General features: G+C 43.6%; 6 protein-coding genes. All 6 read left to right on the forward strand.

Annotated elements, in window-relative coordinates; all coding sequences use genetic code 11:
* The first annotated feature begins 118 nt into the window (after nucleotides 1–118).
* On the forward strand, nucleotides 119–982 hold the full coding sequence (locus A1D16_RS19240) for a polysaccharide deacetylase family protein (protein WP_290712548.1): 864 nt from the start codon (nucleotides 119–121) through the stop codon (nucleotides 980–982).
* A 33-nt stretch (nucleotides 983–1,015) separates the two neighbouring features.
* Nucleotides 1,016–1,759 carry a hypothetical protein gene (locus tag A1D16_RS19245; RefSeq protein WP_290712550.1) on the forward strand — a complete coding sequence of 248 codons (744 nt, stop codon included), beginning with the start codon at nucleotides 1,016–1,018 and terminating at the stop codon, nucleotides 1,757–1,759.
* Between the two features lie 34 nt (nucleotides 1,760–1,793).
* Nucleotides 1,794–3,218, forward strand: coding sequence for an MBOAT family O-acyltransferase (locus tag A1D16_RS19250; protein WP_290712552.1), 1,425 nt, complete (start codon nucleotides 1,794–1,796; stop codon nucleotides 3,216–3,218).
* 5 nt (nucleotides 3,219–3,223) lie between these two features.
* Complete coding sequence (locus tag A1D16_RS19255; protein WP_290712554.1) at nucleotides 3,224–4,183, forward strand: hypothetical protein; 960 nt, start codon at nucleotides 3,224–3,226, stop codon at nucleotides 4,181–4,183.
* A complete protein-coding gene (locus A1D16_RS19260) occupies nucleotides 4,176–5,219 on the forward strand; it encodes a glycosyltransferase family 4 protein (RefSeq protein ID WP_290712556.1) in 1,044 nt (347 codons plus the stop codon). Before A1D16_RS19255 ends, A1D16_RS19260 begins: the two co-directional genes overlap by 8 nt.
* Before the next feature lie 17 nt (nucleotides 5,220–5,236).
* On the forward strand, nucleotides 5,237–6,732 hold a 1,496-nt coding region (asnB, locus tag A1D16_RS19265; protein WP_290712558.1), incomplete at its 3' end, for an asparagine synthase (glutamine-hydrolyzing).

Below are 6,732 nucleotides of genomic sequence, written 5' to 3' on the forward strand. Positions count from 1 at the left end.
GCATGGGGCAGGCGGCTAAACAGAAGGCAACAGAAAATTATATGGCTTCTTCAGTGGCAGAACGAACACAGTCCTTTTATCAGCAACTTGTTAAGCACAAACGATCCGTACCTGCAGTATGAGTACAGTTAAAGAAATAATTGGTGCCGTATTGATGGCTATTCGCCTGGTCAAACGGCCGGAGGACGATAAAATTCTATCCGTATATTTTCACAACCCCAGCGTTCAGTTATTCAGGCAGATGATCAGCTGGCTGCATAAAAAGGGCTATCGGTTTATTTCTATCGGGCAACTCGAAGAAATGATTAGCCAACAAAAACAGCCTGCGCAGAAACTTGCATTTATCAGTTTTGATGATGGCAATAAAGAATTTCTTGATCTGCTTCCTGTAATAGAAGAATTTAAGGTGCCGGTTACTGTTTTTGTACCTATTAACCCGGTAACGGATGGTAATTACTGGTGGGATTATGCCGGCGCACCCGAACAGACGAAGTTTACCGGCCTGCCAACGATTGAAGCATTTAAAACCCTTCCTGTTCAGGAATTTGACCTCAAACTGGAGGTACTGAAGCAGCATATTCCCTTGGAGCGAACCTGTATGACGCTTGCTCAGCTCCGTGAGGTAGCAAAACATCCCTATATAACTATTGGCGCGCATACGGTTTCTCATCCGATTCTTAAAAATTGTGGAGAAGCACGTCAACTTCACGAACTGGTAGCAGCAAAAGCAACATTGGATGAATGGCTGCAGCAAAACACCACCAGCCTGGCTTATCCGAATGGTGATTATAATGAACAAACCCTGGCCCTCGCAGAAAAAAATAAATACCGGTTAGGTTTTACTACCAAACCGGGGCAAATTGACGTAGCTACTGTATCCAGGCTTGAAATACCCCGCTACTCTGTAAATGATGAAGGCGGCTATTACGAAAACCTGGCCAAGATAAATGGCTATTGGCAACGATTCTTTCCACCCCATTAACCTTATTCCGAACCGCTGTAAAACAAACGCTCAATGGTCCGCTTTAAAAAAAAGTTTTTATTTCTGAACGTTACTGAAAACTGGTATCACTGCCAACCCGGCTTTTGGGATAAGATTATGCCCACTGCCTGGTTGCATGTTAAAAACAGAGAAAAACCTGTATCCCCAGGCTATACAGATACTACCTATACAATCGAAAATGACCTGACGCTTGACCCGGAAACCATCTTAGCCGGTTTTGTAAAATCTAACCGGCAACAGATACGACAGGCGGAAGAAGCCGGAGTCACCTGTGTTTTTCACGATGATGTGGAAGGGTTTGTTGATTTTTTTAATGAGTTTGCCCGTTCGGTAAATATCGGTACCACCAGCGTTCGCAGAATAGAAGAGATGAAAGGATTTCTTAAACTCAGCTATGCAAAACACGAGGGGCGTATCCTGGTGGCGCACAGTATCCTTATTGACGATACCTATAAAATAGTACGGGCCTTTCACTCAGCATCCAAAAGAACGGATGATGCATTTGATAAAAGCCTGATTGCAAAAGCTAATAAAGCGCTTCATTACCATGATATGCTGCACTTTAAAGAACTGGGGTATAAAGTATATGATTTTGGGGGATATACACAGAACACTGAAGACAAAGCGCTGCTCGGTATTAATAATTTCAAGGCTTCGTTCGGAGGAGAGGTAGTAGCCTGTACCAATTACTATACGGTTACCTATCAGCTCCTTAAAAAAATTGGCTCCATGATGGGAGCGCTTGGAAAAGGGTAAGCAATTCATGAAACTATAACGAATGGTATAAGCTATGCTTTTTAATTCTATCGAATTTGTTATTTTCTTCTTCCTGGTTACTTCGCTGTATTTTATATTACCGCATAAGTACCGATGGTTTTTATTGCTGGCAGCAAGTTGCTACTTTTATATGGCCTTTGTGCCGGTTTATATCCTGATCTTATTCTTCACTATTGTAATAGATTATTTTGCAGGAATCTGGATAGAAGAGGCCCAGGGGAAGAAGAAACGACGCTTTCTGGTACTAAGCCTGATTGCCAATATTGGTGTATTGGCGGTATTCAAGTACTATAATTTTCTGAATGATAACCTGACTTTTCTCCTTCATGGAGCCGGTTGGGAAAATCCTATTCCATACCTGTCCATATTGCTGCCCATCGGTTTGTCTTTCCATACTTTTCAGGCAATGAGTTATACCATTGAGGTTTACCGCGGCCATCAGAAAGCAGAACGGCATTTCGGGATCTATTCTCTCTATGTAATGTTTTACCCCCAGTTGGTAGCCGGGCCCATTGAACGCCCGCAAAACCTTCTCTTTCAGTTCAGAACAGAACATAGATTCGATTATGACCGGGTGGTGAGCGGCCTGCGGTTGATGTTGTGGGGCTTTTTTAAGAAACTGGTAATCGCTGACCGACTGGCTATTTATGTAAATGCAGCTTATGGAAACCCAGAAGAGCATACCGGGTTAACGCTGGCAGTAGCTACCATGTTTTTTGCCTTTCAGATCTATTGCGATTTCTCCGGTTATTCCGATATCGCTATTGGTGCAGCCCGGGTTATGGGCTATGATTTGATGAAAAACTTTAATCGCCCTTATCTTTCAGCGAGCATTTCGGAATTCTGGAGCCGCTGGCATATATCCCTTTCTACCTGGTTCAAAGATTATCTGTATATATCGCTAGGCGGTAACAGGGTGCCAATACCCAGGTGGTACTTTAACCTGTTTATTACATTTCTTATCAGTGGTCTATGGCATGGTGCCAACTGGACCTATATCATCTGGGGTGCCTTGAATGGATTTTACCTGGTATTTGCGCTCATCCGTACCCGGTATATTGACCGGCACCTGGATAATAAAGTGCCGCTCCCTGCCTGGATAAAAAAAACAGGAAATATCCTGATGACGTTTGTCCTGATCTGCTTTTCCTGGATATTTTTCCGGGCAGCTTCTGTGCAGGATGCCTTCCTGATTGTAAAAAAAATATTTACCCTGAAAGGGCCGCTCTTCACTGATTTTACCCAAATGTTCTATGGTTTGATCGGGTTGGGCTTTTTGTTGGGAAGAGAAATAAAACATGAATATTTTAAAAATACCTCGCCTTTACTGGAACATCAAAACCCGGTAATCAGGTATGCAACCTATATGGTTTTAATTGCTCTGATTCTTTTGATCGGGGTGTTCGACGGAAGCCAGTTTATCTATTTTCAATTTTAATCTGCATGCTGACTCAATTACTTACCAATAAGGGGTTTAAAAAATTTCTGCTTCGGCTCGGAATATTTCTGTTGGTGTTGTTTGTGGTGGATTTTGTAACCGGCTCCCTGTTAAGAAAACTCTATTTTAAACAGGAATCCGGCCCTGATTATGAAACCATTTATGCAATGGAAAAAAGCCGGGAAGAATTAATGGTCTTTGGCTCCTCCCGCGCCCGAAATCATTATCACCCCCAGGCTTTTGAAGAAATCCTGGACCTTTCGTTTTACAATGCAGGCAGAAACGGGAATTTTATTTTATACAGCAATGCAGTGGCGCAGGCTGTATTGAAACGGCATCGCCCCAAAATCGTACTACTGGATATTGTGGCGCATGAATTCGAATATTATGCACCCAACTACGAGAAGCTTTCGGTATTGCTCCCGTTTTATAAAACCCACCCGGAAATACGTGCTACGGTTGACCTCAGAGGGCAATTTGAGCCGGTAAAGCTATGCTTTCAGATGTATCCGTTTAATTCCACCTTACTTTCTATAGGCCTGGGTAATACCCAGTTTTATAATAAAAAAGACCCCGTAATTAGAGGGTATTCGCCCATTAACCGGGAACTTACACAGCAAGCTGTGATCGATACTAACAACCTGCACTATGAAATTGATTCGGTACAGGTAAAAAGCTACCTGCAGTTTATTCAAAGCTGCAAAAAAGCCGGAGTAGACTTGTACGTGGTTTGCTCCCCCTATTTTAATACATTCCCGGTTCGAGACAAATCAGTACTGCTGGCGGAAGAAATTGCCAAAAAATACCATATTCCTTTTTGGGATCATTCGCAGGACCCGGCATTTTCCGGAGATCCTAAGAATTTTTATGATGTCAGGCATCTGAACGAACCCGCATCGCTTCGTTTTTCCAGGATGATTGCGGAAAAAATAAAATCTTCTGAGGGCAGCATTGCACATGACTAAAAAGAAAAAAATGCTTCTGGTGGGGCCGGTTCCTCCACCAGCCGGAGGGGTCAGCATTCATTTATGGCGCTTAAAACACCTGCTGGACGATCAGTTTGAGATTGACCTGGTAGATGAATCGAGGAATATAAAAGCTGCGTATTTTAATATTCGACAGAAGAAATTCCTTCGCTATTGGAAAAAAGTTGCCTGGTCTGATTTTCTGTTTATTCACTCTGGCCTAAACGCCCTTCGTTTTTTTCATATCCTTTCAGCGAAGTTGCTGGGGAAAAAAATCGTACTGACATTGCATGCCTACCCGGAAGAAAAATCGGGATTGAACCGCTGGATCGATGAACGTTTTTTTGGTTGGTGTGATATCATTATCAGTGTAAATGCAGAAATGCTGGAACGGGTAACCCTTCCTGCAAAAAAGACCTTTGTACAGTATGCATTTTTGCCCCCCGTAATGCAGGAGGAAAAAGAGTTGCCAGCTGCTGTTCAACAGCTTTTATCAACTCAGAAGGCACAGGGTAAAAAAATAATTGTTTCCAATGCATGGCGGCTTGACCGGTTTAACAACCAGGACGTATATGGAGTAGATATGTGCCTGGCTGCGGTGAAAAAAATCAAAGACAAAGGAGTGCCCATTCATTTCATTTTCAATATTGCTACCATTGATATGTTTGGTCCGGCTTATGAAGCCTACCAGCAACAAATAGTAGCCGATGGATTGCAGAATGAGTTTTCACTCATCAATGAGGAACTCTCGTTTGTAAAACTTATGGAACAGGCAGATGTTGTAGTACGGCCCACGAATACAGATGGCGATTCTCTTTCCATCCGCGAAGCGCTGTTTCTTAATAAGCCTGTTTTATCCTCTGATGTGGTAAAACGTCCGGAGGGAACGATTTTGTTTGCCAATCGAAACCAGGAAGCATTTGAAAAGGCATTGATAGAACTGTTAACGAATGAAACAGCACAGTTGAACCAGGCTTCTTCCAATTCTTACGATTATTACAAATCGTATTACACCCATTTATTGGGATCTATCTAACACCTAAAAAGCAGAAAATGTGTGGATTTGCCGGATTTACAGGATTTGCCGATAACCCCGGGCTGGCTGCCATGGCTAACCAATCTCAGGCACATAGGGGGCCAGACAATCAGTCTGTTTGGTCCGATAACTATATAGCACTGGCTCATCAGCGATTGTCGATCATTGACCTGAGCGAACGTTCCAATCAACCTTTTCACAAAGGTGATTATGCGATCCTTTTTAATGGCGAAATTTATAACTATCAGGCATTACAGGACCAGTTACGTAAAGAAAAGCAGGTAGAATTTATTACTACCGGTGATACCGAAGTGGCACTTGAAATGTTTGTACAATATGGGCTGAGCAGCCTGGATCAGTTGATTGGCATGTTTGCTTTCGCTATTTACAATAAGCAAACCAGAGAGTTGGTATTGGCCAGGGATCATTTTGGGATCAAACCGCTGTTCTATACGCAGATTGGGAAAGGGCTTGCATTCAGTTCGGAGCTTAAAACCCTGGTGAAAGTGCCGGGTTTTGACAAAAACATTGAACCCAAATCGCTGGTGAGCGCCCTTAACTATTCCTGGGTATCTGGTAACCAGTCCATGTTCAGGAACTGTTATAAGCTGCCCCCGGGCCATTATATGCTGTATCATCCCGATCAGCGCATGGAACTGGTACGGTATTACGACCTCCAACCCAGCAGCAATCCATCCTATCAATCGGAAGAAGCCATTGTGGCCGATATAAAGCAAACCGTAGAAGCCTCTATTGCCCGTCATATGGTGGCAGATGTACCGGTAAGCAGTTTTTTGAGCGGTGGACTGGATTCCTCCCTGATTTCAGTATTGGCTAAAAGAACCAATCCTGCCTTGTCTACCTACACCATTTCCACTACGAGCCGTGACAAAAAGGTGGAAAAAATGCCGGATGATGAAAAATATGCCCAGGAACTGGCGGACGAATTCGGGTTTAATCACCATGTAATAGAAATTACCCCGGATATTATTAAAATGTTACCTGAAATGGTTCGCACCCTCGATGAACCAATCGGGGATCCCGCTGCTATCAACACTTATATCATCTGTAAGGCCGCCCGCGATAAAGGAGTGAAAGTACTGTTATCAGGAATGGGGGCCGATGAGATATTTTTTGGCTATCGCCGGCAGAAAGCAACCCTCTTGTCTATGCAGTTTAATAAACTTCCGGGGTTTGTTCGGGCGGCGGGCAAGTTTACGGCCTCGCTTTTACCAGTTAAAGTAGGTGGAAAGGGCTTTCGTTTCGGACGTTGGGCCAAGCGCTTTTTCAGCCTGGTATCCTTACCCCCAAGTCAAACCTATATGCGGAGCTATTCTTATTATAGTCCGGATAGCCTGAAAAACCTGGTTACACCGGCGTATCAGGCCGCTATCCCGGCCCTGCTGCAGGAGCATGACGCGGTATTTAACGCAAAATTCAAGGGCGACCTGGTAAACCAGATGTGCAATACCGACCTAAGCATGTTTATGCTGGGCCTCAATCTTACCTATAC

The sequence above is a fragment of the Flavihumibacter sp. CACIAM 22H1 genome (genome assembly GCF_001601815.1).
Taxonomy (GTDB): Bacteria; Bacteroidota; Bacteroidia; order Chitinophagales; family Chitinophagaceae; genus Flavihumibacter.